This is a genomic window from Kitasatospora sp. NPDC114501 (genome assembly GCF_055633695.1).
On sequence record NZ_JBVKDS010000002.1, the window covers coordinates 377,303 to 400,155 of the forward strand.

Genomic DNA, 22,853 nt, shown 5'->3' on the forward strand with positions numbered 1-22,853 from the left:
CCGGGGGCGGCCCGTCGCTCCTATTCGCCGCTGTCGGGGGCGAAGCGGACCACGACGGCCTTGGAGGTGGGGGTGTTGCTGATGTCGGCGGTGGAGTCCAGCGGCACCAGGACGTTGGTCTCCGGGTAGTAGGCCGCCGCGCCGCCGCGGGCGACGGGGTAGTGGACGACCCGGAAGTGCGGGGCGCGGCGCTCCACGCCGTCGCTCCACTCGCTGACCAGGTCGACGTACCGGCCGTCGGCGAGCCCGAGCTCGTCGGCGTCCGCGGGGTTGACCAGGACCACCCGGCGCCCGCCCCTGATGCCCCGGTAGCGGTCGTCGAGGCCGTAGACGGTGGTGTTGTACTGGTCGTGCGAGCGCAGGGTCTGGAGCAGCAGCCGGCCCGGCGGGACCTCCGGGGCGGTCAGCGGGTTGACGGTGAAGTTGGCCCTGCCGGTCGCGGTCGGGAAGGTGCGGGTGTCCCGGGGGCCGTGCGGCAGGGTGAAGCCGCCGGGGCGGCGGACCTTCTCGTTGTAGTCCTCGAAGCCCGGGACGACGCGGGCGATCCGGTCCCGCAGGGTGTCGTAGTCGGTGGCGAAGTCCTCCCACGGCACGGTGTCCTGCGGCCCGAGCACGCTGCGGGCGAGCCGGCAGACGATCGCGGTCTCGGAGAGCAGGCCGGGCGCGGGCGGGCGCAGGCCGCCGCGCGAGGCGTGCACCTGGCCCATCGAGTCCTCGACGGTGACGAACTGGGCGCCGTGCGCGGTGACGTCCCGGTCGGTGCGGCCCAGCGTCGGCAGGATCAGGGCGCGGGCGCCGGTGACCACGTGCGAGCGGTTGAGCTTGGTGGAGACGTGGACGGTCAGCCGGCAGCGGCGCATCGCGGCCTCGGTCACCTCGGTGTCCGGGGTGGCGGCGACGAAGTTGCCGCCCATCGCGAAGAACACCCCGATCCTGCCGTCGCGCATCGCGCGGATGGTGTCCACCGAGTCGAGGCCGTGCTCGCGCGGCGGCTCGAAGCCGAACTCCTTGCCCAGCGCGTCCAGGAAGGCCGTGGTGGGGCGCTCGAAGATGCCCATCGTCCGGTCGCCCTGGACGTTGCTGTGCCCGCGCACCGGGCAGACGCCGGCGCCGGGACGGCCGACGTTGCCGCGCAGCAGCAGGAAGTTGACCACCTCGCGGATGGTCGGCACGGCGTGCTTGTGCTGGGTGAGGCCCATCGCCCAGCAGACGATGATCCTCCTGGAGTCCAGCACCAGCCGGCCGAGCTCCTCGATCTGCTCCCAGGGCAGGCCGGTCGCGGCGAGCACCTCGTCGCGGTCGGTCCCGCGCGCCTGGGCCTCGAACTCCTCGAAGCCGTGGCAGTGTTCGGCGACGAACTCGTGGTCCACGCCGTCCCGCTCCAGAATGATCCGGTTCAGCGCGCGGAACAGCGCGAGGTCGCCGCCGAGCCGGATCTGCAGGAAGAGGTCGGTCAGCTTGGTGCCGTGGCCGACCAGGCCGCGGGCGTGCTGGGGGTTCTTGAACCGCTCCAGGCCCGCCTCCGGCAGCGGGTTGACGCTGACGACGGTGGCGCCGGCCCGCTTGGCGCGCTCCAGCGCGGAGAGCATCCGGGGGTGGTTGGTGCCCGGGTTCTGGCCGGCCACGATGATCAGGTCGGCCTGGTAGAGGTCCTTCAGGCTGACGCTGCCCTTGCCGACGCCGAGCGTCTCGGTGAGCGCCGAGCCGGAGGACTCGTGGCACATGTTGGAGCAGTCCGGCAGGTTGTTGGTGCCGAGCCGGCGGGCGAACAGCTGGTACGCGAAGGCGGCCTCGTTGCTGGTCCGGCCGGAGGTGTAGAAGGCGGCGCCGTCCGGGGTGTCCAGGGCCTTCAGCTCCTCGGCGATCAGCGCGAAGGCGTCGTCCCAGGAGACCGGCGTGTAGTGGGTGGCGCCCTCGTCGAGCAGCATCGGCTGGGTCAGCCGGCCCTGCTGGCCCAGCCAGTAGCCGGAGCGTTCGGCAAGGTCGGCGACCGGGTGGGCGGCGAAGAACTCGGCGCGGACGCGGCGCTCGGTGGCCTCCTCGGCGACGGCCTTGGCACCGTTCTCGCAGAACTCGGCGGTGTGCGGCTTGTCCGGCTCGGGCCAGGCGCAGCCCGGGCAGTCGAAGCCGTTCTGCTGGTTGACCTTGAGCAGGGTGGCCAGGGTGCGGCGGGCACCCATCTGCTCGGCGGCCATCCGCAGGCTGTGGCCGACGGCGGGCAGCCCGGCGGCCGCGTGCTGGGGCGCGGACACCTCGGGGGCGTCCTGGGCCGGGTCGCTCTGCGGGGCCTGCTTGGCCATGGCCGCTCTCCTCGGGGCTCTGCTGGTCCGGGCCGCCGCACCGTCGCGGGGCCCACGGCTCATCCTTCCACCTGCGCCGTGACGGGGGGAGGGCCGGCGCCGCGGACCGGCGGGAAGGCGGGCTCCGCGACGGGGGCGGACCGTCTCCGCGACGAGGGGCGGCCGTCGGTAGAGTCTGGGCGTCATGGCGGGAGGGGAGGGCGCGTGCGAGTCGGGGACGTCCTGGACGGCCGGTACGAGCTGGTGGACAAGCTCGGGCAGGGCGGGTTCGGGGTGGTGTGGCGGGCCCGGGACACCCGGATGGGGCGGCCGGTGGCGGTCAAGGTCATCGGGCACCACGGCGGGGGCCGGGCGAAGGCCGCGCTGCGGTTCGTCCGGGAGGCCGGTGCGGCCGGCAACCTCTCGCACCCGCACATCGTCACGGTGCACGACCTCGGGCAGTGCGACCTCGGCGGCGAGGAGGTCACCTACCTGGTGATGGAACTGCTCACCGGCCGCACCCTGACCGAGGTGCTGCGGGCGGGCGTGCCCGAGCCCGCGCTCAGCCTGCGCTGGGGGCGGCAGATCAGCGGCGCGCTCGCGGCCGCGCACGACGCGGGCATGGTGCACCGGGACATCAAGCCGGACAACGTGATGATCACCGACGCCGGGCACCCGAAGGTGCTGGACTTCGGCATCGCCCAGCTGGACACCGGTGCGGGCGGGCTGACCACCACCGGGACGATCGTCGGCAGCCCGGCGTACATGGCGCCGGAGCGCTGGACCGGCGGCCGGGTGGACGGGCGGGCCGACCTCTACGCGCTGGGCTGCGTCCTGGTCGAACTCTTCACCGGGGCGCGGCCGTTCGGCGGGGACTCGACGCCGGTGCTGATGTACCAGCACCTCAACGAGCCGCCCGCGCCGCTGGACCCGGCGCAGTTCGGGCTGCCCCCGCAGGTGGCCGGGCTGGTCGCCGAGCTGCTGGCGAAGGACCCGGCGGACCGGCCGGCCGACGCCCGTACGGTCGAGCGGCGGCTGGCCGAGCTGGCCGAGCCGGCCGGGTGGCAGGGCGACCGGGCGGCCGTACCGGCGCCGGTGCCGACGGTGGTGGAGCGCCCGGCCTCGGCGGTGCCGCCTCCGCCGAGCGTCCCGCCGAGTGTTCCGCCGGTCGTCCCAGTGCCCGCCGTGCCGCCCGTGGCGCCGGTGGCGCCGCCCGCCGTCCCGGCGGTGCTGCCGCCGCTGACCACGCCCCCGGTGACGGCCGCGCCGCCGGCCGAGGCGGTCCGGGCCGGGCTGCGCGAGCGCCGGTCGGCCGCCTACCGGGCCACGACGGCCGGTGAGTCGGCGATGCTCCTGCAAGCCCTCGCCCAGGAGTGCGTGACCGCGCTCGGCGCGAGCGACCGGGACACCCTGTGCACCTGGCGGGACTTCGCCTGGTACCTCAGCCGGACCGGGGACCTGGACGGCGCGATCCGGCTGCTGACCGCCCTGGCGGCCGACATGCGCTCGGCGCTCGGCCCGCTCGACCCGGACACCCTCGGTGCCCGCTACCACCTGGTCTGGTGCGTCGGCGAGAGCGGTGCCCCGGTCACCACGATCCGGCTGATGAACGAACTGCTGCCCGACCTGCACGCCGCCTGGGGCCCGTACGACCCCCGGGTCCTGAAGGCCCGGCACGACCTCGCGCTGCACCAGGCCAACCGGGGCGACCCGCAGGGCGCGGTGGTCCAGCTGCGCGGGCTGCTGCCGGACCTCGCCCGGGTGCTGGGCGAGCACCACCCGAGCACCGTGCAGGCCTGGCAGGACCTGGCCGGCTACCAGCAGCAGCAGCTGGCCCCGGCCGGCCGCAAGGCGGCGGGACAGCGCCGCCGGACGCCGCGGATGAGCCCGATGGAGGCGCTGGTGCTGGTGCGCCGGCTGCGGGTGTGGGACTTCGCCGGCGACGAGGAGGCCCGGGCCTGCATGGACGCGCTGGACCGGGGGATCGGTCTGAAGGGCGTCGCGGACGTGGTGTTCGACGCCCCGGACCACGTCTCGGACGAGGACCTGGTGGAGGAGATCTTCGGCGCCTGAGCGCCCCCGCCGCGGTCCCGGCGGTCCCGGGGGCTCCAGTGGTTCCGGCGGCCCTGGCGCTCCCGGCGCTCACGCGGCCAGCGCCGGGGCGGCCGGGAGGGCGGCCAGCGCCCGGAGCAGGGCGCGGGCGGCGGCGTCGTTCTGCCGGAAGCCCGGGGCGTCGGTGCGCGGGCGGGCGAAGGCGGCGGCCGCGCGCAGGCTGGTGTGCGGGCCGAGGGCGGTGCGGCGCGGGTGCGGGGCGCCGCCGAGGGCCGGGTCGAGCAGCCGGCCGTCGGCGGGGGCGACGGCGACCAGGCCGGAGCGGTGGGTGTAGTCCGGGTCGGTGACCACCTCCTCGACGATCCGTCCGGTGCGGTGCAGCTCGCGCAGCACCGGGTCCAGGGTGCGGGCCAGCGCGTGGGCGGGCTGGTACGCCTCGACCAGCGCCGTCGCGGTGACGGTGTGGCCGGGCACGGTGGCGCCGGAGGCCCGCCAGGTGCCGCTCGCCTCGTCCCGTTCGACCCGTAGGTCCGCGCCGAGGAAGCGCACCACCCCGGCCTCGGAGAGGGCGAGCAGCTGGCGCAGCCGGAAGCCGGGCGGGCCGGAGGCGAGGAAGCCGAAGTAGCCGAAGAACCACCCGTCCACCTCCTCGGCGGTCGAGCGGGCGGTGAGCCGGCCGCTCGACATCACCCGGGGGAGCTGGCCGAACAGCGAGAGCAGGGCGAGGAAGGCGCCGAGGTCGGCGCTGTGCGCGGGGTCGGCGCGGCGGTCGGCGTCGGCGGCGACGTACGTGCGCAGGTGCGCCTGGAGCTCCTCGTCGGTGCCCAGTTCGAGGCCGGCCAGCGGGCGGTCGAGCCGTTCGAAGTCCAGCCGGTCGGCCGGGTCGGGGACGGCCTCGGCGACCAGGGCGGCGAGTCCGGGGCTGTACCAGCCGTGCCGGTCGTAGCGGGCGAGGAACTGCGGCCAGGGCAGGGCGGTGCGCTCGGGGTGGGCGTGGAACAGCTCGTGGTAGTGCCCGAAGCCGACCTCCTTGGCCATCAACGGCCAGAAGTCGCGCCGCAGTTCGAGCGGTCCGCCGGTGGCGAGCACGGCGTCCACGGCGGCCGCGTCGAAGTACCGGGGGAGCGGCGCGGGCGGCCCCTGGAGGCGGTAGCCGGTCTTGGAGTGGTACGGGACGCCGCGCCGGGAGCCGAGGTGGAGCACCGGTTCGCGGCCGGACGGGAGGTAGCGCAGCGCGGGGCCGTCGCCGGTGGGCTCGAAGCGGCCGCCGCGGCCCTCGGTGAGCAGCGTGACCAGGTCCACCGAGGCGAGGCCGAGGCCGCGCAGCACCACCGGCTCGCCGGGGGCGAGGGCGGCCAACTCGGCGGCCACGTCGGCGGAGTAGGCGGGCGGCAGGTGGAAGCGGCCGTGCCGGGCGGCGAAGTCGGCGTCGGCGGCGAAGCGCGGGTGCGGGGCGGAGCCGAGGTGGCCGAGGGCGAGCACCACGTGGTCGGCGGTGAGCGTCCGGTCGGTGAGGTGGACGGTCTGCGGGCCGTCGGCGGGGCCCTCGATCCGCCGGACGGTGTCGCGGTGGACGGTGACCGTGACGTGCGCGGGCAGTTCGGCGACGGCGCGGCGGAACACCCAGTCCAGGTAGGCGCTCTGGGCCCGGCGGGTGGGGAAGTCGGTGGGCGCGAGGGTGCGCAGCTCGGCTCGGACGCTGGGGTCGGCGACCTCCCGGTAGGGCGCGAACTCCTGCTGCCGCGGCGCCCATTCGGCGAGCGAGGGGCCGGGGCGGACCGGCCCTTCGAGGGTGGAGCGCTCGTCGGTGAACATGGTGACGTCCTCGGCCATCGAGTTCATCCGCAGCAGCGGGGACTGGTCGTGGCGCCAGATCCGGCCCGCGCCCGGCGGGTACGGGTCGACCAGGTGGACCGCCAACGGCCGGTCGGCGGGCAGGAGTTCGGCGGCGTTGGCGGCGATCCGCTCCAGCAGTCCGGTGCCGCGCGGGCCGGCGCCGACGATGACCAGGCGCGTCATGCCCGCACCACCCGGGCGACGGCCGTGCGGGCCCGCTGCAACGGGGTGGGCGGCAGGCCGTCGCGGGTGGCGCCCCGGGCGAAGTGCCGCTCCACGTAGTACTGGCCGATGGACAGCAGGGTGGTGACCACCAGGTACCAGAGGGTGGCGACCATCAGCATCGGGATGACCTGGTACGACTGGAGGTAGACCAGCTGCACCGAGTAGAGCAGGTCGGAGACGGCCAGCACGCTGACGATGCTGGTGCCCTTGAGCGCGCCGATCAGCATGTTCCCGGCCGTCGGCACGATCGCCCGCATCGCCTGCGGCACCACGATCCGGCGCAGCACCCGCCACCGGCCGAGCCCGAGCGCGGACGCCGCCTCCAGTTGGCCGCGGTCCACGGAGAGGATGCCGCCGCGGATCACCTCGGCGGCGTACGCGGTCTCCAGCAGGGTGAGGCCGATGACGGCGGTCAGGGTGGGGCCCATCAGGTTGACGGTCCTGACCGTGACGAACTCGGGGCCGAACGGGATGCCCAGGCCGAGGGTCGGGTAGAGCGCGCCGATGTTGAAGAAGAACAGCAGCTGCACCAGCGGCGGGGTGGAACGGAACACCCAGACGTAGCCCCAGCCGAGGGTGCGCAGCACCGGGTTGGCGGACAGCCGCATGGTGGCGAGGAGGGTGCCGAACAGGAAGCCGAGGGCGAGGGTGACGGCGGTCAGCCAGAGGGTCAGGGCGAGCCCGTCGAGTACGGACCGCGCGGTGAACCAGTCGGCGACCACGCTCCACTGGAAGGCCTTGTTGCGGATCACCGAGTTGACCGCCATCGCGGCCAGCAGCAGGGCGACGGCGGCGGCCGCCCACTGGCCGGGCTTGCGGCGGGCGACGATCCGGGCCTCGGGGGCGGGTGGCGCGGCGGGCCGGTCGAGTGCGGAGGGGGCGGGCAGGACGTCCTGCGGGGTGGCCATGGCGGCGGCTCCTGGGCGGAGTGCGGGCGGGGAGGGGTACGGCGGTGGTCACGTACGCGGGGCGCGGCCCGTGTCCCTCAACACGGCCGGCGCAGGCACTGCACTCCGCGTCGATCGTACGCATGCGCGATCGACGGCTGTCAAGGGTGACCGGGAGGGCGGGAGCGGTCCTGCGGCGGCCTTCGGAGAAGTGACAGGAGATCGCAACAGTGCGGCAATGATGGATGGTTGACGTACCGATCGGCCGACTGCTCAACTTGGGGCCATGTACGCCGAGCAGCCCCTGGTCACCCGCGACCACATCGACTTCGGTCGGGTGTGGTCCGCGGCGTGTCGCGGCTGACCCGGCAGCGGGCCGCCCGTCCGGCCTGATCTCCCCGCGGGGAGCCTCCCTCGGTTCGCCCCGTCGTGGCCCGGGCCCGCCCGTCGCCGACTGACGATCTGTCAGGCATTGGCCGCCGCCGATGACTTCGCACTGCGCTCCGGCAGTCCCCTCCCGCACTCCCCGCGCCCTCACCCGCTCGACGGCCGCCCCGCCGCGGCCGCCTCCGGGCTGCCCGCCCGCGGCCCGTCGGACTTCCGCCCACCCCGAAAGGTTCCGCCATGCCCGTCGAATTCCTCGGCATCGCCGCCACCGGCGACGGTTCGGAGACCACCGCCCGCACCACCGCCGCCTTCGACCGCGACTACACCCTGCGGCTGGCCCGGGCGCACGAGGACCACGGCTGGGACCGGGTGCTCTTCGCGTACGCGGCCGGCGCCCCGGAGCCGGCGGCCGCGGCGGCCTTCCTCGCCTCGCACCTGGACCGCCTGCGGATCCTGCTGGCGCACCGGCCGAACGTCTCCTACCCGACGTTCGCGGCCAAGACCTTCGCGACCCTCGACCGGATCAGCGACGGCCGGCTGACCGTGCACTTCATCACCGGCGGCAACGACCACGAGCAGCAGCGCGAGGGCGACTTCCTGACCAAGGACCAGCGCTACGAGCGCACCCGCGAGTACATCGGCATCGTCAAGAAGGCCTGGACGAGCCGCGAGCCCTTCGACCACGAGGGCCCGTACTACCGCTTCAACGACTTCGTCTCGGACGTCTTCCCGGTCCAGCAACCGCGCCCGGCGGTCTCCTTCGGCGGCTCCTCGGAGGCGGCCTACGCGGCCGGCGGCGCCGAGGCGGACATCTACTGCCTCTGGGGCGAGCCGCTGGCCCGCACCGCCGAGCAGATCGAGCGCGTGAAGGAGGCGGCCCGGGCCGCCGGGCGCACCGACGTGCCGCGGATCCAGGTGGCGTTCCGGCCGATCATCGCGCCGACCGAGGAACTGGCCTGGGAGAAGGCGCACCGGACGGTGGCCGCGATCCGGGCCCGCCGGGGCGCCGGCCGGCCGGGGGCCGCGCCGGGGTCAGCGCCGGAGACCGCGAGGCCCGAGAACGCCGGCTCCCGGCGGCTGATCGAGATCGCCGAGGCCGGCGAGCGCTACGACCGCGCGCTGTGGACCCCGACCGCCGCGGCCACCGGCGGGGCGGGCAACTCCAACGCGCTGGTGGGCACCCCGGAGACGGTCGCCCAGGCACTGCTCGACTACTACGACCTCGGCGTGGACATCCTCTCCGCGCGCGGCTACCACCTGCTGGACGACGCGATCGACTTCGGCCGGTACGTCATCCCGATCGTCCGCGAGGAGGTCGCCAAGCGGGACGCCGCCGCGGCCGCCCGGGCCGAGCGGGCCGAGCGCGACCGCCACCAGCTGATCGCGGCGCAGGCGTGAGCGCGGCAGCCCGGTCCGGGTTCCGTACGGTGGCCGTCGACGACCCGCTGGCCGAACCGCTGCTGCGCGAGCTCACCCACGAGTACGTCACCCGGTACGGCCCAGAGGGCCGCCAGGAGATGACCCGCTACCCGGCCGAGGCCTTCGCCGAGCCGCACGGGGTGCTGCTGCTCCTGCTGGAGGACGGCGAACCGGTGGCCGGCGGCGCGTACAAGCGCTACGACGGGCTCACCGCCGAGGTGAAGCGGATGTGGACGCACTCCGCGCACCGCCGCCGCGGCCTGGCCCGCCGGGTGCTGGCCGAACTGGAGCGGACGGCGGCCGCGGCCGGCTACACGCGGTTGTACCTCACCACCGGCCCGCGCCAGCCCGAGGCCAGGGGCCTCTACCTGGCCTCGGGCTACACCCCTCTGTTCGACGTCTCGGCCGACCCCCTGACCATCGGCCCGCTCCCGTTCGAGAAGCGGCTGCCGGCGTCCGCGGAGCGCCGCCCCGCGAAGCAACCGGCGACCAGCGGACGGCAGTCGACCGTTCCGGCCCCGACCTCCTGAAAGGCCTCCCGTGAGAACCAGCACCGCCCGCCGCCTGCTCGCGACCGCCGCCCTGCTGCCGGTCCTGGCCCTGGCCGCCTGCGGATCGGACCCGAAGATCGCGGGTGCGGCGGGGCCGGGCGGTCCGGCCGCCACCGCCGCCGCCGAGGACCTCGTCTCCGGCCTCACCCGCTCGGAGGCCGCCGCCGCGCTGCTGCCCGAGGAGGTCCGCCGGGCCGGCACGCTGAAGTTCGGCTCGGCCTTCGGCTCGCCGCCGACCGCGTTCCACGCCGACGGGGCCGGCGGGAAGCCGGCCGGGATCGACGTGGACTTCACCGACGCGGTCGCCAGGCTGCTCGGTCTCACCGTGCAGCGCGAGGAGGCCGCCTTCGAGACCATCCTGCCCGCCCTGGACAGCGGGAAGTACGACGTCGGCACCGGCAACTTCGGGGTCACCGCGGCGCGGCTGAGGACCATCGACTTCGTCACCTACATCGACGACGGCCAGGGCTTCGCCGTGAAGAAGGACAACACCGCGATCCAGCCGGTCACCGACCTGCTCCAGCTGTGCGGACTGACCATCGGGACCGGCGCCGGCACCACCTTCGAGACCACCCTCAACAGCCGGCGGAACGCCTGCGCCGACGCCGGGCGCAAGCCGTACGAGGTCAAGGCGTTCAGCGAGAGCGGCGCCCTGCTGACCAGCCTCCAGCAGGGCCGGGTGGACGTCGAGATGTCCACCATCAACGGCCTGCGCCACCAGGCCGCGCAGGAGGCCTCCGGGACCCGCTTCCTCGGCGAGTTCCACCGCCTCGACGTCGGCTTCGCCCTGAAGAAGGGATCGAAGCTCGCCCCGGCCCTCCAGGCGGCGGTCAACCAGCTGATCAAGGACGGGACGTACGAGCGGATCCTGCGCAAGTGGGGGGTCGCCGAGTCGGCGATCAAGGAGTCGCAGATCAGCCCGCCCGAGCACGGCTGAGCGCCGGCCCCTCCGAGGAGACCCCGATGACCGTCACCACCGAGACCACCGAGACCACCGCCGCCCCGGCGGCTCCGGCCCACCGGCCGACGGCCGCCCTCGACCTCGACGCCCTGGACGGCCTGCGGACCGTCCCCGCCCGGCACCCCTGGCGCTGGGCCGCCGGGATCGCCGCCCTGGTCGTGCTCGCCCAGTTCGCCCACGGCCTGGCCACCAACCCCGGCTGGGACTGGGCCACCTTCCGGCTCTACTTCACCGCCGACACCATCCTCCGGGCGATCGGACGGACCCTCCAACTCACCGCCTACGGCACGGTCCTGGGCTTCCTGCTGGGCACCGTGGTGGCCGCGATGCGGCTGTCCCGCAGCGCGATCCTGCGGTCCATCGCCTGGGCCTACGTGTGGGTGTTCCGCTCGATCCCGCTGATCGTCCAGCTGGTGTTCTGGTTCAACCTCTCCTACCTGTACAAGCGGTTCGGGATCGGCGTCCCGTTCGGCCCGACCTTCGGCGACGTCGAGACCGTCGGGGTGCTCGGCGCGCTCGGCGCGGCGGTGCTCGGCCTCGGGCTGCACCAGGCCGCGTTCGCCGCCGAGATCATCCGCGGCGGCGTCATCGCGGTGGACGCCGGCCAGCGGGAGGCCGCCGCCGCGCTCGGCATCCCGCCCTGGCGCCAGGGCTGGCGGATCGTGCTGCCGCAGGCCATGCGGGGCATCCTGCCGGCCGCCGCCAACGAGGTGATCTCGCTGCTCAAGGGCACCTCGGTGGTCTACGTGATGGCCATCGGCGAGCTCTTCTACCAGGCGCAGGTGATCTACGGCCGCACCGGCCGGGTGGTGCCGCTGCTGATGGTCGCCACCGTCTGGTACGTGCTGCTGACCACCGTGCTCTCGATCGGCCAGTACTACGTCGAGCGCCACTTCGCCCGCGGCGCCCGGCGCACCCCGCCGTCCACCCCGTGGCAGCGCGTCCGGGCCATCGCCCGGAGCCTGCCGGACCGCATCCGGCCCGCCGCCGCCCGTACCTCCGGAGGACAGTCGTGACCACCCTGACGAAGCCCGACCCGGCGCCGGCCGGTCCGGCCCCGGCCGCCCCGATGGTGCGGGTCCGCGGCCTGCACAAGAGCTTCGGCCGGCTGGAGGTCCTGCGCGGCGTCGACCTGGACGTCCCGGCCGGCTCGGTGACCGTGGTGCTCGGCCCGTCCGGCTCCGGCAAGTCCACCCTGCTGCGCGCGATCAACCACCTGGAGAAGCTGGACCGCGGCCACGTCGCCATCGACGGCGAGCTGATCGGCTACCGGCGCTCCGGCGACAAGCTGTACGAACTCAGGGAGCGCGAGGTGCTGCGCCAGCGCACCGGGATCGGCTTCGTGTTCCAGAACTTCAACCTGTTCCCGCACCTCACCGTGCTGGAGAACCTGGTCGAGGCGCCGGTCGCCGCGCTGCGCCGCCCCAGGGCCGAGGCCAGGGCGACGGCGCTGGCGCTGCTGGAGCGGGTCGGGCTGGCCGACAAGGCCGCCGCCTACCCCCGGCAGCTGTCCGGCGGGCAGCAGCAGCGGGTGGCGATCGCCCGGGCGCTGGCGCTGGAGCCCAAGGTGCTGCTGTTCGACGAGCCCACCTCGGCGCTCGACCCGGAGCTGGTCGGCGAGGTGCTGGACGTCATCAAGGACCTGGCGAGCAGCGGCACCACGATGATCGTGGTCACCCACGAGATCGGCTTCGCCCGGGAGGTCGCCGACACCGTGGTCTTCATGGACGGCGGCGTGGTGGTCGAGCAGGGCCCGCCCGCCGAGGTCCTGGACCGGCCGCGGCACGAGCGCACCCGGGCCTTCCTGGCCAAGGTCCTCTGACCCGCCCCTCCCCCTCAAACCCCCTTCACCGAGCAGGAGTTCCGCCATGCCCCTACCCCGTCGCGCCCTCGTGACCGCCGCCGGAGCGCTCGCCGCCGCCCTCGCCCTGGCCGGCTGCGGCAGCAGTGCGGGCGCGGCGGCGGAACCCGCCCCGGCCAGGGGCAGCACCGCGCCGGACGGCACGGTGGTGAACCTGTCGCCGAACCAGAACCGGGTCACCACGCCCGAAGTCGCCGCGATCGCCGCGCTGGTCCCGGAGGAGATCAGGAAGAAGGGGACGCTGAGCGTGGTCGACTCCATCGGCACCACCCCGCCGCTGGACTTCTACGCCGACGACGACCGGACCGTCATCGGCGTCGAACCGGACCTCGCCTCGCTGATCGGCGACGTGCTGGGCCTCGAGGTCGAGTTCCACCCGGTCTCCTGGGAGAACATCTTCGTCGGCCTGGACAGCGGCAAGTACGACGTGGGCGTCTCCAACATCACCGTCACCGAGGCACGCAAGGAGAAGTACGACTTCGCCACCTACCGGCTGGACGTCCTGGGCTTCGAGGCCAGGAAGGGCAGCGGCCTCAAGGTCGCCGGCGCCCGGGACCTCGCGGGCCGGTCGGTCGGCGTCGCCACCGGCACCAACCAGGAGAAGCTGCTGGTCTCCTGGAGCGAGGAGAACGTCAGGAACGGCCTCAAGCCGATCGACCTCAAGTACTTCCAGGGCACCGAGTACTACCTGGCGCTCGCCTCCGGCCGGATCGAGGTCTACACCGGCCCCAACCCCAGCGTGGCCTTCCACGCCGTGCAGACCGGCGAGACCGAGGTCGTCGGCACCTACTCGGGCGGCGGCGCGGACGTCCTCGGCAAGATCGCGGCGACCACCAGGAAGGACAACGGGCTGGTCAGGGCGCTGAGCGGGGCGATCGACGAGGTGATCCGGAACGGCACGTACGGGCAGGTGCTCAAGCGCTGGGGCCTGGACGGCGAGGCCGTGCGCGGCTCCGAGATCAACCCGCCCGGGCTGCCCAAGCCGTGACGGCACCGGAGCAGGCCCGCCCGGGCCCGTTCACCTGTTCGTTCCCACCCGCCGCTATGGTGGCCGGTCCGGCGGCGAACGCCGGGCCGGCGCGGGCGGGTTGGGGGACGGCATGGAGAAGGGCGGGGTGCTCGGCGGTCGCTTCCGGTTGGAGCAGAAGCTGGGCAGGGGCGGTTTCGGCGTGGTGTGGCGGGCGACCGACACGACCATCGGCCGGGAGGTCGCGGTCAAGGTGCTGCTCGCGGAGCACGCCACCGACCGGGAGGCCGTCAGCCGGTTCGTCCGCGAGGCCCGGACGGCCGGCGGCCTCAACAACCCGCACATCGTGACCGTGTACGACTACGGCTGGACCGAGACCGGCTCCGGGAAGATCCCGTACCTGGTGATGGAACTGGTCCGCGGCCGGGCGCTGTCCGAGGTGCTCAAGGACACCCGGCCGGACCCCGAGCAGGCGCTGCGCTGGATGCGGCACGTGTGCAAGGCGCTGGAGGCCGCGCACCGCTCGGGGATCGTCCACCGGGACATCAAGCCCGAGAACGTGATGATCGTGGACGAGGGGGAGCGGGCCAAGGTCCTGGACTTCGGCATCGCCCGACTGGTCACCCAGACCGTCCGGCTCACCTCCACCGGCAACGTGATCGGCACCGTCCCGTACCTGGCGCCCGAGTGCTGGTCCGGCGGCGCGGTGGACGGCCGGGCCGACCTGTACGCGCTCGGCGTCATGCTGTACGAGGTCTGCACCGGTTCGCGCCCGTTCCGCGCCGCCTCGGTCGCCGAGTACATGTACAAGCACCTGGAGGAGGTCCCGTCCCGGGTGCGCAGCAAGGACCCGGCGCTGGCCGGGCTGATCGCCGACCTGCTCGCCAAGCGGCCCGACCAGCGGCCGACCGGCGCCGTCGAGGTGCTGGAGCGGCTGCGCGGCGTCCGGCCCGGGATGCTGCGCCCGGACGACCCCAGCCCGGAGCAGCTGCGCCGGCGGGCCGACCGGGCCTGGCGGCACGGGGAGGACGGGGAGGCGGCCGAGGCGGTGGAGATCCTCACCGCGCTCGTCCCCGACTTCGCCCGGATCTGCGGCCCGGAGGACCCGCGGACCCTGCGCACCTGCCACGACCTGGCCCTCTGGCTGGCCCGGGACGGCAGCCCGGGCGCGGCCGTCGCCCTGCTGGACGAGCTGGTCCAGGCGCCCGGCGCCGGCCCGGAGGCCCGGGCGGACGCGCGGCGCGACCTCGCGCACTGGCAGCGGGAGACCGCCCGGCTCGGGCCGGGGCGGGCCCGCGGGGGGCCGGCCCTGGCGGTGCTGCTCGGCGGCGGGGCGCAGGGCGACTGAGGTGCCCCGGGTCGCCGTGCCCCGCACGCCGCCGCCCCCTGCGCTGCCGCCTCGCGGACGCCGGACGCCCGCCGGTGTCAACCGTGCGGGCCGCCGAGCCGACGCCGCGGCCGGCCCGGCAACCGGGAGGATTTCGCCCATCGGGACGGTCTGGTCCTGCGGCCCGGCGCGTTGGTATACCTCGTTGCCGGACTCGGGAGCGGCGTCCGCGCCGCCCCGGTGAGCTGCGACGAAAGGCTGGTGACGGATCGATGAAGCTGCTGCGCGTCGGACCCCGGGGCGCCGAGCGCCCGGTCGTCCTGGGCGAGGACGGCACCGCGTACGACCTCTCGGGGCGGGCCCGCGACCTCGACGGGGCCTTCCTGGCCGGGCTGGACCCGGCCGCGCTGGCCCGGGACGCGGCCGCCGGCCTCCTGCCGGTGGTGGACCTCGACGGCCTGCGGGTGGGCGCCCCGGTGCCCCGGCCGGGCAAGGTGGTCGGCATCGGGCTCAACTACCGCGACCACGCGGCCGAGGCCGGGGCCGCGATCCCGGCCGAGCCGGTGGTCTTCCTCAAGCCGGGCTCCACCGTGGTCGGCCCGTACGACGAGGTGCTGGTGCCGCGCGATGGCGAGAAGACCGACTACGAGGCCGAGCTGGCGGTCGTGATCGGCCGCCCCGCCCGCTACCTGGACTCGCACGCCGAGGCGGCCGCGGTGATCGCCGGGTACACGATCGCCAACGACGTCACCGAGCGGGCCTTCCAGTTCGAGCGCGGCGGCCAGTGGGACAAGGGCAAGTCGGCGGAGACCTTCACCCCGCTCGGGCCCTGGCTGGTCACCGCCGACGAGGTGGCGGACCCGCAGGCGCTGACCCTGCGGCTCTGGGTCAACGGCGAGCAGCGGCAGCACGGCAGCACCGCCGAGATGATCTTCCCGGTGCTCGAACTGGTCCGCTACGCGAGCCGGTTCATGGTGCTGGAGCCCGGCGACGTGATCATCACCGGCACCCCGGCCGGTGTGACCCTGGGCCGTCCCGGCACGCCGTACCTCGCCCCGGGCGACGTGGTCGAGATCGAGATCGACGGGCTCGGCCGCCAGCGCCAGGTGCTCGGCAAGGCCTGAGGGCCGAGGCCGCCCCGACCCTTGGCACGGGGTCGGGAGGGCCTGCGCGGCGCCGCGACGGAGCGCGCGCTGCCACGAAGCGCCGGCGACGAAGCGCGCCGTTACGACGCGCCGCCCAGCACCGCCCGCAGCCGCGCCGCCCGTTCCGGCCGCGGCCCCTCCAGCGCGAGCACCCCCGCCAGCACCTCGGCCGTCTGCGGGTCGTGCAGCGCCGTTGCCGCCGCCATCGCGGTGAACTGGTCCACCAACCAGTCGCGCAGCTCCGCCACCGGCAGCGCGCGCCCCTCGTCCAGCCAGCTCAGCGAGGCACCCTCCACCACCGCGATCCACGAGCGCACCAGCAGCGTCAGCCGCGGCCCGGCCTCCCGCACGCCCAGGTGGCGCAGGGTCCGCCGCAGCGCCGCCCGCCGGACGTCGTCCACGATCGCCGAGGTGCGGGCCGTCTCCACCACCGAACCGCCGCGCAGCAGCGCCGAGTAGCCCGCGTCGTGCTCGGCCACGAAGGCGAAGTAGCCGTCCAGCACCGCCGACAGCTGCTCGGACGGCGTCCCGCGCACCGGTACCGCGAAGCGGCTGGTCAGCTCGTCCGCCGCGGTGCGCAGCGCGGCCTCGTACAACTGCTGCTTGCCGCCCGCGAAGTAGCGGTACACCAGCGGGCGGGACGCCCCGGCGGCCGCGGCGACGTCGTCCAGGCCCACCTCCTCGGGCGGCCGGGTGGCGAACAGCTCCAGGGCGACCGCGATCAGCTGCTCGCGCCGCTGCTGGACCGGCAGCCGCCGGTAGCCGGTGCGGCGCGGACGCAGCTCGGGTGCGGCCGGGCCGGGGCCCTGGCCGGCGGCCGGAGTGGGGCTGGCTTCCATGGCGGCCAAGCGTAATGGGCGCCGGACGGATCGGGTCCTGTCGCGCCGAACGGATTTTCGCCGGCGAACCCCGGTCGCAAAGGGGTTGCAAAGCCGCCGCGCCACGAAATGATGTCCGAATGCGTGAAGAACTGATCACCGCCGACGGCGCCACCCCTCGCCGCATCGCCGACGACCACGTCCGCGAACTGGCCGAGCTCGACCCGCTGACCGCGGTGTACCTCGGCGTCAACCTCGATGACGACCGGCTGCCCGACCTCTCCCCGGCCGGCCCCGAGGCCGTGGCCGACCTCGCCCGCCGCACCCTGGCGAAGCTCGACGAGGCCGAGCGGGCCGGCGCCGCCGAGGACGAGGCGGAGCGCCGCTGCGCCCGCCTGCTGCGCGAGCGGCTGACCGCCGAACTCGCCGTCCACGAGGCGGGGGAGAGCTTCCGCTCGCTGCGCAACCTCGGCTCCCCGGTGCACGACCTGCGGGAGTCCTTCACCCTGATGGGCACCGACACCGAGGCCGAGTGGCAGGTGGTCGGCCGCCGCCTGGCGAAGATCCCGGTGGCGTTCGAGCAGTACCGGCGGACGCTGGCCGAGGGCGTCGAGCGCGGTCTGCTGTCTGGCCCGCGCCAGGTGGCCACCGTGCTCGGGCAGTTCGCCGAGTGGCTGGGCGAGGACGCGCCCGCCGACGAGCGGGTCCCCGGTGCCTGGTTCGGACGGTTCGTCCAGGGCGCGCCGGAGTCGCTGCACCCCGAGCTGTCGAAGCACGCGGTGGCCGCCGCCGAGGCGCTGGCCGAACTGCGCGACTGGCTGCGCGACGTGTACGGCCCGGCCGTGGCCGGTGCCCCGGACACCGCGGGCCGGGAGCGCTACGTCCGCTGGGTGCGCTACTGGACCGGTGCCGACCTGGACCTCGACGAGGCCTACGCCTGGGCCTGGAGCGAGTTCCACGACCTGCTGGCGCAGATGGAGACCGAGGCCGGGAAGGTCCTGCCGGGCGCGGGCCCGCTGGAGGCGATGCGGTGGCTGGAGACCGAGGGCCCGGCCATCGAGGGCGCCGAGGCCGCCCGGGAGTACCTCCAGGGCCTGATGGACCAGGCCGTCCGGGACCTCCAGGGCACCCACTTCGACCTGGCCGAGCCGGTCACCCGGGTCGAGTCGAAGATCGCCCCGGCCGGCAGCGCCGCCGCGCCGTACTACACCGCGCCCTCGCTGGACTTCAGCCGCCCCGGGCGGACCTGGCTGCCGCTGCTCGGCCGGGACCGCTTCCCGGTCTGGGACCTGGTCTCCACCTGGTACCACGAGGGCGTGCCGGGCCACCACCTCCAGCTCGCGCAGTGGAACTACGTCGCCGACCGGCTCTCCACCTACCAGGTGAGCCTCGGCGGGGTGAGCGCCAACCTGGAGGGCTGGGCGCTGTACGCCGAGCGCCTGATGGACGAGCTCGGCTACCTCACCGACCCGGGCCACCGCCTCGGCTACCTCAACGCGCAGATGATGCGCGCGCTGCGGGTCATCGTCGACATCGGCATGCACGTGGGCATGGACTTCCCGGCGGACTCCCCGTACAAGCCGGGCGAGCCGGTCAGCCCCGAGCACGCCCGGGAGTTCTTCGGCCTGTACTGCGGACTGTCCGCCGACTTCCTGGACAGCGAGCTGGTCCGCTACCTGGGCCTGCCCGGCCAGGCGATCGGCTACAAGCTCGGCGAGCGCGCCTGGCTGCGCGGACGGGCGGCGGCGAAGGCGGCGCACGAGGCGCGCGGCGAGGAGTTCGACCTCAAGGCCTGGCACATGGCGGCGCTCTCGCAGGGCTCGCTGGGGCTGGACGACCTGGTCGAGGAGCTCTCGGCGCTCTGATCCACGCGGCGCTCTGGAACACGTGCGGCGGAGCCGCGCCGGCGGGCGTGGAACCAGGCCCCCGGGACTCGGTCCGGAGTCCCGGGGGCCTGGTCCTTTTGTCCGGGAGGACCGATTTGGTGAGGTTTTTCCTTGCGATCCGTCCGGAGCGGAGTTTCGCTGGAAGGCGACTGCGTGACCTCTCCGCCCCACTCCGGAAAGGCTCCGACCAGTGACTGCGTACACCGCAACCGGTCACGGTCATGAGGACGCGGACCCTCGCCGCTGGTGGGCGCTGGCGGTCATCGCCACCGCCCAGCTCATGATCGTGCTCGACATCACCATCGTGAACATCGCACTGCCGTCCGCCCAGCGGGACCTGGGCATCTCGGACGCCGACCGGCAGTGGGTGATCACCGCCTACACGCTCGCCTTCGGCGGTCTGCTGCTGCTCGGCGGACGGCTGGGCGACCTCTTCGGCCGCAAGCGCGTCTTCACCGTCGGCCTGCTGGGCTTCGCCCTCGCCTCCGCCCTCGGCGGCGCGGCGGTCGGCCCGGCCATGCTCTTCGGCGCCCGTGCCCTCCAGGGTGCGTTCGGCGCCCTGCTCGCCCCCTCCGCGCTGGGGCTGCTCTCCACGACCTTCTCCGATCCACGGGAACGCAGTACGGCCTTCGGCATCTTCGGCGCGATCGCCGGCGGCGGCTCCGCGATCGGCTTCATCGCCGGCGGTCTGCTGACCGAGTACCTGGACTGGCGCTGGTGCCTGTTCGTCAACGTGCCGATCGCCGCCGTCACCGCCTTCGCGGCGTTCACCGTGCTGCACCGCGACCACGTCGGGAAGGGCCGCCGGACGCGGCTGGACCTGCCCGGGGCGCTGCTCGGCTGCGGCGGCCTGCTGGCGATCGTCTACGGCACCTCCGAGGCCGTGACCCGGGGCTGGGGCGACGGCCTGGTGCTCGGCTCCCTGGTCCTGGGCGTGGCGCTGCTCGCGGCGTTCGTCCTGGTCGAGCGGCGCACCGCGCACCCGCTGCTGCCGCTGCACATCGTCGCCGACCGCAACCGCGGCGGCGGCGCGCTCTCGATCGGCCTGGCGATGGTCGGGATGTTCGGCACGTTCCTGTTCCTGACCTACTACCTCCAGGCCATCAAGCACTTCTCGCCGATCATGTCGGGACTGTCCTTCCTGCCCATGACGGTCGCCATCGTGCTGAGTTCGACGGGCTTCGCGGCCCGGCTGATGACCAGGGTGCCGTCCCGGAACCTGGTCGGCCCGGGTCTGCTGCTCGCCGCGGGCGGCATGGCCTGGCTGACCCAGATGCGGGTGGACAGCCCGTGGGCCGCCATGGTGCTGCCCGCCGAGCTGCTGATCGGCTTCGGCATGGGCCTGGTGTTCATGCCGGCGATGAGCCTGGCCACCCTCGGGGTCGCCCCGAACGAGGCCGGCGCGGCCTCGGCCACCATCAACTCGGCCCAGCAGGTGGGCGGTTCGGTCGGCACCGCGCTGCTGAACACGGTCGCGGCGAGTGCCACCGCGAGCTTCCTGGCCACCCGGGTCGCCGCCGACCCGGCGGTCCGGGCCCAGGGGGCGGTGCACGGCTACGTCGTCGCCACCTGGGTGGCGATGGGCGTGCTGCTGCTGGCCGCGCTGGTCGCGGTGCTGATGATCGACCACCGGCCGGCGCCGGGCGAGGCCACCGGTGTCGAGGGTGGTGCGGCGGAGCCCGAGGCGGCGGCCGTACCCGCCGTGGACGGCCGGCCGACGGACCTGCGGGCGGCGGCCGCCGCCGACGTCCGGGCCAACGTCCGGCCCGCGAGCGAGGTCCGGGCGGAGACGGGGGTGGAGCGGCCGCCGGCCGACTGAAGACCGGCAGCAAGGTCCTGCGGTCAACCTCCGGCGCCTGCTTGACTCCTGGCCACCGTCCAGGGGCCAAGGAGGCGCCGCCGTGCTGTCCGAGTACGAGACCCGCTCACCCCGGACGACCCCCGGCCGCGCCACCTGCCGGCCGTCGACCCGGGCCGCCCGGTGGTGGACAGCAACGGCGGCGCCGGGGACGCCTTCGTGACCGGCATCCTGTACGCCTGGTTCCGGGGCCGCCCGCCGCCGGACCGCGCCCGGGCCGGTACGGTGGCCGGGGCCCACGCCCGCACCTCCGCCGGGACGCACACCGCCTTCGTCGGAGCCGCCGAACCGGACGCGGTGCTGCCCGCCCGGTGACCCCGGGGGCAGGGGGCGACGGATTTCTCATCGAACTCCGAGGCGCCCGTCACGACCTTTCCAGGCCGAGGCGCCATAGTCGTTGACCGAACGCCGCCCCCGATCGCCCCGGCAGGAGAAACAGGCATGGGCAAGCACCGCCGCCAGAGGTCGCGCCGCCGCAGACTGCTGGCCCCGTCCCTGCTCACCGCGCTGTCCGCGGTGGCGGTCGCCGCCGTGCTGACCGGGACGCACGGCCTGGACCTGTCCGACGCCACGGCCGCCGGGAAGGCGGCCCGCAGCAGCCGGGCCGCCGCCGCGCCCGCCCCGGCCACCGACCGGACGGCGGCCACCCCGGTCGCGGCCCCCACCCCGTCCGCGGCCCCCACCCCGTCCGCGGCCGCCACCCCGAGCTCCGACCCGGTGCCGACCGACCCGGTGCCGACCGACCCGGCGCCGACCGACCCGGTGCCGACCGACCAGGCCACCGCGACGGCCACCCCCGCCGCCCGGGACGCCGCCCTCGGCACCACCGGCCCGGCCCCGGCCGGCGACCGCGAGACCGGGACCGTCGGTGCGCTGTTCAGCGGCGCCGTAGCCGCAGGCGACCACTTCTGCACCGCCAGCGTGCTGCACAGCGCCACCGGCAACCTGCTGCTGACCGCCGCGCACTGCCTCAGCGGCACCGACGGCGTCACCTTCGCGCCCGGCTACCGCGACGGCTCCGCCCCGTACGGCACCTGGCGGGTGACCGCGATCCACACCACCGACGGCTGGTCCCGGAACGGCGAGGTGGACGAGGACTTCGCGATCCTGGAGACGGCTCCGAGCGACGGCCGCAACGTCGAGGACGTGGTCGGCGGCAACCGGCTGGGCACGGACGAGCCGTTCGACGCCACCGTCCGGCTCTACGGCTACCCCGCCACCTCCGAGACGCCGCTCCTGTGCACCGACACCACCGCCCGGCAGGGCGAGTACCAGCGGGTCGTCCGGTGCCCGGCCTACCCGTCCGGCACCAGCGGCGGCCCGTGGATCAACACCGCCACCGGCGACGTGATCGGCACGATAGGCGGCTACCAGCAGGGCGGCGACACCGACGACGTCTCGTACAGCGCCTACTTCGACCACACCATCGCGGACCTGTACGCCCAGGCCGAGACGGCCGCCTCCTGAGCCCGCGGGGCCCGGTCCCGAGCCGGGCCCCGACCGGCCGGGGCCCGGCCCGGAGCAGCCCGGCCCCAGTCGGCCGCAACCGGCCCCGGAACATGACGAAGGCCCAGATCCGTGGATCAACTCCACTGATCTGGGCCTCAGTTGCACTCTCGCAAAGAGTGCCCCCGGTAGGATTCGAACCTACGCACCCGCCTCCGGAGGGCGGTGCTCTATCCCCTGAGCTACGGGGGCCTACTGGCCTGTCGGCCGCTCGCGCTTCCGACGTGAGAACACTATCAGGCTTCGGGCATGGTCCGTGCACGGGTTTCCCGGAGAGCGTCCGGGCGGTGCCGGCGGGCCTCGGCGGAAGTGCCCAAAGGCCGGACGGGGCGGCGGGGCCGCCGATACCCTCGGTGAGGTGTCGGGAGTGTCCGGGCGGGTCCTCGTGGTGGACGACAGCGAGGTGATCCGCCAGCTGATCAGGGTCAACCTGGAGCTCGAAGGCTTCGAGGTGGTGACCGCCGCCGACGGCGCCGAGTGCCTGGAGGTCATCCGCCGGGTGCAGCCCGACGTGGTGACGCTGGACGTGATGATGCCGCGGCTGGACGGCCTGCGGACGGCGGCCCGGCTGCGCGCGACCCCGGACACCAGCCGGCTGCCGATCGCGATCGTGAGCGCCTGCACCCCGGCGGACCTCGACCTGGGGGAGACCGTCGGGGTGGACGGCTACCTGGGCAAGCCCTTCGACCCGGCCGACCTGGTGGCGCTGGTCCGACGCCTGATGCGGCTCAAGGGCCACCCCGGCGAGCCGTTCGGCGACCGGGCCGCCGGACCGCCCGACACAGTTCGCCCTGAGCGAACAGAGCGCAGCGATCGCGGCTGAGACCCCGTAACGACGGCGCCCCGACGTCTCAACCGGTAAACCGGGTGGCGGGCGGGCACCCCGTC

Annotated in this window: 18 protein-coding genes and 1 tRNA gene; 14 read left to right on the forward strand and 5 right to left on the reverse strand. The window is 74.7% G+C overall.

Going from position 1 to position 22,853, the window contains the following annotated elements; genetic code table 11:
- Positions 1-20: 20 nt before the first annotated feature.
- Positions 21-2,300 (reverse strand): FdhF/YdeP family oxidoreductase, encoded by a 2,280-nt coding sequence (locus ACZ7RU_RS05185; RefSeq protein ID WP_470339571.1) that lies wholly within the window; start codon positions 2,298-2,300, stop codon positions 21-23.
- Positions 2,301-2,504: 204 nt separating this feature from the next.
- Between ACZ7RU_RS05185 and ACZ7RU_RS05190 the strand changes: the two genes are divergently transcribed.
- Positions 2,505-4,352, forward strand: a complete 1,848-nt coding sequence (locus tag ACZ7RU_RS05190; protein WP_470339572.1) for a serine/threonine-protein kinase — start codon at positions 2,505-2,507, stop codon at positions 4,350-4,352.
- Positions 4,353-4,421: 69 nt separating this feature from the next.
- Here ACZ7RU_RS05190 and ACZ7RU_RS05195 read toward each other — a convergent pair whose 3' ends face one another.
- Positions 4,422-6,350 (reverse strand): FAD/NAD(P)-binding protein, encoded by a 1,929-nt coding sequence (locus ACZ7RU_RS05195; RefSeq protein WP_470339573.1) that lies wholly within the window; start codon positions 6,348-6,350, stop codon positions 4,422-4,424.
- Entirely contained in the window at positions 6,347-7,300 is a 954-nt protein-coding gene (locus ACZ7RU_RS05200; protein WP_470339574.1) for an amino acid ABC transporter permease, read from the reverse strand. The genes ACZ7RU_RS05195 and ACZ7RU_RS05200 overlap by 4 nt, the downstream gene beginning before the upstream one ends.
- A 603-nt stretch (positions 7,301-7,903) precedes the next feature.
- Here ACZ7RU_RS05200 and ACZ7RU_RS05205 point away from each other — a divergent pair.
- The 8 genes from ACZ7RU_RS05205 to ACZ7RU_RS05240 all read left to right on the forward strand — a co-directional run bounded on the left by ACZ7RU_RS05205 (position 7,904) and on the right by ACZ7RU_RS05240 (position 15,876).
- A complete protein-coding gene (locus tag ACZ7RU_RS05205) occupies positions 7,904-9,064 on the forward strand; it encodes an LLM class flavin-dependent oxidoreductase (protein ID WP_470339575.1) in 1,161 nt (386 codons plus the stop codon).
- Entirely contained in the window at positions 9,061-9,615 is a 555-nt protein-coding gene (locus ACZ7RU_RS05210; RefSeq protein WP_470339576.1) for a GNAT family N-acetyltransferase, read from the forward strand. Before ACZ7RU_RS05205 ends, ACZ7RU_RS05210 begins: the two co-directional genes overlap by 4 nt.
- Before the next feature lie 10 nt (positions 9,616-9,625).
- Positions 9,626-10,573 (forward strand): ABC transporter substrate-binding protein, encoded by a 948-nt coding sequence (locus tag ACZ7RU_RS05215; protein WP_470339577.1) that lies wholly within the window; start codon positions 9,626-9,628, stop codon positions 10,571-10,573.
- 26 nt (positions 10,574-10,599) lie between these two features.
- Complete coding sequence (locus ACZ7RU_RS05220) at positions 10,600-11,613, forward strand: amino acid ABC transporter permease (RefSeq protein WP_470339578.1); 1,014 nt, start codon at positions 10,600-10,602, stop codon at positions 11,611-11,613.
- Positions 11,614-11,666: 53 nt separating this feature from the next.
- On the forward strand, positions 11,667-12,419 hold the full coding sequence (locus ACZ7RU_RS05225; RefSeq protein ID WP_470339763.1) for an amino acid ABC transporter ATP-binding protein: 753 nt from the start codon (positions 11,667-11,669) through the stop codon (positions 12,417-12,419).
- A gap of 46 nt (positions 12,420-12,465) precedes the next feature.
- A complete protein-coding gene (locus ACZ7RU_RS05230) occupies positions 12,466-13,446 on the forward strand; it encodes an ABC transporter substrate-binding protein (protein ID WP_470339579.1) in 981 nt (326 codons plus the stop codon).
- A gap of 112 nt (positions 13,447-13,558) precedes the next feature.
- On the forward strand, positions 13,559-14,773 hold the full coding sequence (locus ACZ7RU_RS05235; protein ID WP_470339580.1) for a serine/threonine-protein kinase: 1,215 nt from the start codon (positions 13,559-13,561) through the stop codon (positions 14,771-14,773).
- Positions 14,774-15,024: 251 nt separating this feature from the next.
- Positions 15,025-15,876: a fumarylacetoacetate hydrolase family protein gene (locus ACZ7RU_RS05240; protein WP_470339581.1), complete on the forward strand. Its 852-nt coding sequence runs from the start codon at positions 15,025-15,027 to the stop codon at positions 15,874-15,876.
- Positions 15,877-15,977: 101 nt separating this feature from the next.
- Here the strand turns inward: ACZ7RU_RS05240 and ACZ7RU_RS05245 are convergent, their stop codons facing one another.
- Complete coding sequence (locus ACZ7RU_RS05245; protein ID WP_470339582.1) at positions 15,978-16,736, reverse strand: TetR/AcrR family transcriptional regulator; 759 nt, start codon at positions 16,734-16,736, stop codon at positions 15,978-15,980.
- A 119-nt stretch (positions 16,737-16,855) separates the two neighbouring features.
- On the opposite strand from ACZ7RU_RS05245, the gene ACZ7RU_RS05250 reads away from it, so the two are divergent.
- The 4 genes from ACZ7RU_RS05250 to ACZ7RU_RS05265 all read left to right on the forward strand — a co-directional run bounded on the left by ACZ7RU_RS05250 (position 16,856) and on the right by ACZ7RU_RS05265 (position 21,926).
- Complete coding sequence (locus ACZ7RU_RS05250) at positions 16,856-18,580, forward strand: DUF885 domain-containing protein (protein WP_470339583.1); 1,725 nt, start codon at positions 16,856-16,858, stop codon at positions 18,578-18,580.
- Positions 18,581-18,791: 211 nt separating this feature from the next.
- Positions 18,792-20,420: an MFS transporter gene (locus ACZ7RU_RS05255; RefSeq protein WP_470339584.1), complete on the forward strand. Its 1,629-nt coding sequence runs from the start codon at positions 18,792-18,794 to the stop codon at positions 20,418-20,420.
- 135 nt (positions 20,421-20,555) lie between these two features.
- Entirely contained in the window at positions 20,556-20,774 is a 219-nt protein-coding gene (locus tag ACZ7RU_RS05260) for a PfkB family carbohydrate kinase (protein WP_470339764.1), read from the forward strand.
- Between the two features lie 126 nt (positions 20,775-20,900).
- Positions 20,901-21,926 carry a trypsin-like serine peptidase gene (locus tag ACZ7RU_RS05265; protein ID WP_470339585.1) on the forward strand — a complete coding sequence of 342 codons (1,026 nt, stop codon included), beginning with the start codon at positions 20,901-20,903 and terminating at the stop codon, positions 21,924-21,926.
- A 159-nt stretch (positions 21,927-22,085) separates the two neighbouring features.
- On the opposite strand, the gene ACZ7RU_RS05270 is transcribed toward ACZ7RU_RS05265, so the two are convergent.
- Positions 22,086-22,157: transfer RNA gene (locus ACZ7RU_RS05270), tRNA-Arg, on the reverse strand.
- Between the two features lie 175 nt (positions 22,158-22,332).
- Between ACZ7RU_RS05270 and ACZ7RU_RS05275 the strand changes: the two genes are divergently transcribed.
- On the forward strand, positions 22,333-22,788 hold the full coding sequence (locus ACZ7RU_RS05275; protein ID WP_470339765.1) for a response regulator transcription factor: 456 nt from the start codon (positions 22,333-22,335) through the stop codon (positions 22,786-22,788).
- Positions 22,789-22,853 lie beyond the last annotated feature (65 nt).

Excerpts from the sequence above, each read along its gene's own strand:
- ACZ7RU_RS05185 (WP_470339571.1), bottom strand. The coding sequence starts at position 2,300 with ATGGCCAAGCAGGCCCCGCAGAGCGACCCGGCCCAGGACGCCCCCGAG.
- ACZ7RU_RS05195 (WP_470339573.1), bottom strand. The coding sequence starts at position 6,350 with ATGACGCGCCTGGTCATCGTCGGCGCCGGCCCGCGCGGCACCGGACTG.
- ACZ7RU_RS05200 (WP_470339574.1), bottom strand. The coding sequence starts at position 7,300 with ATGGCCACCCCGCAGGACGTCCTGCCCGCCCCCTCCGCACTCGACCGG.
- ACZ7RU_RS05205 (WP_470339575.1), top strand. The coding sequence starts at position 7,904 with ATGCCCGTCGAATTCCTCGGCATCGCCGCCACCGGCGACGGTTCGGAG.
- ACZ7RU_RS05220 (WP_470339578.1), top strand. The coding sequence starts at position 10,600 with ATGACCGTCACCACCGAGACCACCGAGACCACCGCCGCCCCGGCGGCT.
- ACZ7RU_RS05225 (WP_470339763.1), top strand. The coding sequence starts at position 11,667 with ATGGTGCGGGTCCGCGGCCTGCACAAGAGCTTCGGCCGGCTGGAGGTC.
- ACZ7RU_RS05230 (WP_470339579.1), top strand. The coding sequence starts at position 12,466 with ATGCCCCTACCCCGTCGCGCCCTCGTGACCGCCGCCGGAGCGCTCGCC.
- ACZ7RU_RS05235 (WP_470339580.1), top strand. The coding sequence starts at position 13,559 with ATGGAGAAGGGCGGGGTGCTCGGCGGTCGCTTCCGGTTGGAGCAGAAG.
- ACZ7RU_RS05240 (WP_470339581.1), top strand. The coding sequence starts at position 15,025 with ATGAAGCTGCTGCGCGTCGGACCCCGGGGCGCCGAGCGCCCGGTCGTC.
- ACZ7RU_RS05245 (WP_470339582.1), bottom strand. The coding sequence starts at position 16,736 with ATGGAAGCCAGCCCCACTCCGGCCGCCGGCCAGGGCCCCGGCCCGGCC.
- ACZ7RU_RS05250 (WP_470339583.1), top strand. The coding sequence starts at position 16,856 with ATGCGTGAAGAACTGATCACCGCCGACGGCGCCACCCCTCGCCGCATC.
- ACZ7RU_RS05265 (WP_470339585.1), top strand. The coding sequence starts at position 20,901 with ATGGGCAAGCACCGCCGCCAGAGGTCGCGCCGCCGCAGACTGCTGGCC.